Genomic DNA, 2,535 nt, shown 5'->3' on the forward strand with positions numbered 1-2,535 from the left:
CCACAATTTCAAGTTCGCGGTTGATAACGAGCTCGGCGTCGATGTGCGGGGCCTCGCGGAAGAACGCCACGAGCACCAGCCGGCCGCCGCGGCGCAATAGGGGAAGGGACGATTCCACAACGCCCGGAGCCCCGCTGCACTCGAAAATGGAGTGGGCGCCAAGGCCGGACGTCAGTTTATCCACCACAGTTGCAAGATCCTGGGTTTCAGCATCAACAACGTACGGGATGCTGCGGGCGGCGGCGGCTTCGAGGGCGCGGGCATGCCTGCTTCGTCCGACGAGGATTACTGTGGCGCCTGCGGCGTGGGCCACCTGGGCGCATAGCTGGCCAATTGCGCCAGGGCCGATGACGACGACGACCTGGCCCGCCAGCGAAGGGCTTTGTTCAATGACCGCGTGGACTGCGATCGCCAGGGGTTCGGTCAGCGCGCCTTCGAGCAAGCTGACGTTGGGAGGCAGCACATGTACGGCGCGCTCAGGCATCACCAGCTGGTCAGCCAAGGCGCCATCTGTCGTTGTTCCGATTCCGAGGCGCCGGGGGCAGCGGTTGTACTCCTCCTTGCGGCAGTATTCGCATCGCATGCACAGGTAGGCGTCGGTTTCCACCGTAACTCGGGCTCCAACGTGCAAGTCGTTGCGCCCCACGCCGTCTCCAATGGCGGCGATGGTTCCGGACGCTTCATGTCCAAGGGTGCGGACGGTGTGGAAATCATGCGTGCCTTCCACGGCCAGCCGGTCAGTGCCGCAGACAGCAACGTGGGCCACGTTGATCAGGACATGCCCCGGGCTGAGCGTTGGAGGGGGAACGTCCCGGACCTCCACTCCGCCTGGTCCGGCTTCATACTTCACCAGTGCTCTCAACATGCCCTCCCGAATTCGTATAGACATTTCTATACAAGTTCTACCATCTGTCCTCCTAATGGGATATACCTGTCTATATAAGTGCACCGCGACGGCGCCCCGCCGCACAAGGATGCACCCCTCAAAGGAGAGGACTACATCACATGGGTCAGTACATTTTGGGAGTAGATGCCGGCACTTCCGTGCTCAAGGCCGCGATCTTCGACCTCAAAGGCAATGAGCTCAACAGGGGCGCACGCAACGTCCCAATCACCAACCCCCAGCCACACTTGGCTGAGGAGGATATGCAGGAAGTCTGGGTGGCCGCAGCTGACGCCATCCGCGATGCCCTCACCGGGTCCGGGATCCGCCCCGAAGACATTGCTGCGGTATCGGTAACCGGCCAGGGCGACGGCAGTTGGCTGATCGATGCCGAAACGGGCCAGCCAAAAGGCCCTGCCATCCTCTGGTCTGACGGACGTGCCGGCGACATCATCGACCAGTGGTACGAGGACGGGGAGGTGTCCAAGCAGTTTGAGATCTCGGGAACGGGCCCCTACGCCGGCACGACATCAGCAATCCTCAGATGGCGCTCCGAAAACCAGCAGGAGCTCCTGCAGGGAGCAAAAAACCTGTGGTGCAAGGACTGGATTGAATACAACCTCACAGGCGATATGTCCACCGACGCATCCGATGCGAGCCTCTCGGGCATCGACGTCACAAACGGAACCTGGTCGGAGGATGTCAACAGGATCTGGGGAATAGACGGCATAAGCGACGTACTGCCTGACCTCAAGAAACCCACGGAGCTCTCGGGGGAAGTCACAAAGGCCGCGGCGGGAGTCACGGGACTCAAGGAAGGCACCCCTGTCTACAAGGGGCAAATGGACATTACCGGCTCCTCCCTGGGCGTTGGAGTGGTACGGCCAGGGGACTGCATGGCAGTCATCGGCACCGCAGGGATCGTTACTGTCTGCACGGATGACCTTGCTGCCAGTTTTGAACCCAAGGACGTAGGCTGGGTTATCCCGCATGGCCCTGACACCTGGATCCGCGCGATGGGCATGAACTTCTGCACTCCCAATCTGGACTGGTTCCTGCGCGAGTTTGGAGCTACATTTCGGGCCGAGGCAGAAGCAGTGTCACCAACCGACGGAGCGCTTTTCGCCTACCTCGACCAGAAGGTGCAGGCCACCCCCGTGGGTTCGAGGGGCATCATCTATCACGGGTACCTCGCCCCCGGTGGCGAACGTGCCCCCTTCGTCCGGCCCAGTGCCCGGGGTTCCTTCAGTGGAATCACCGGAGACCACGACCGGTTCGACATGCTGCGTGCCGTTTACGAAGGGGTTGCGTACGGCATCCGCGACTGCCTCGACTCGATCCCCACGAAGGTGGACACTGTCCGGATGGCGGGGGGCGGAGCGAACAGCGCCGTGTGGTGCCAGATTTTCGCCGACGTGCTGGGGCGCAAGATCATCGTTCCCGCCGGTACCGAGTTTGGCGCGAAGGGTGCCGCGATCGTGGCAGGTGTTGGACTGGGGCTCTATGGCAGCTACGAGGACGGCGTGGACGCTACCGTCAACATCGTGCGCGAGTATGAGCCGGACCGGGCAAAGACAGCAATATACGATGAGTTTTTCGCTGTTTACCGTGATATCCGCTCGCTGATGATGCCTGTATGGGACAAGCTGCAG

The 2,535-nt window shown here is 61.7% G+C and carries 2 protein-coding genes; one reads left to right on the forward strand and one right to left on the reverse strand.

Features of this window, described 5'->3' with window-relative positions; genetic code table 11:
• The coding region (locus AC5RWX_RS32335; protein ID WP_494100263.1) for an alcohol dehydrogenase catalytic domain-containing protein at positions 1-865 on the reverse strand (865 nt) is incomplete at its 3' end.
• A 140-nt stretch (positions 866-1,005) separates the two neighbouring features.
• Between AC5RWX_RS32335 and AC5RWX_RS32340 the strand changes: the two genes are divergently transcribed.
• The coding region (locus tag AC5RWX_RS32340; RefSeq protein ID WP_494100264.1) for an FGGY family carbohydrate kinase at positions 1,006-2,535 on the forward strand (1,530 nt) is incomplete at its 3' end.

It is taken from the genome of Arthrobacter sp. SPT-J7 (assembly GCF_059089965.1).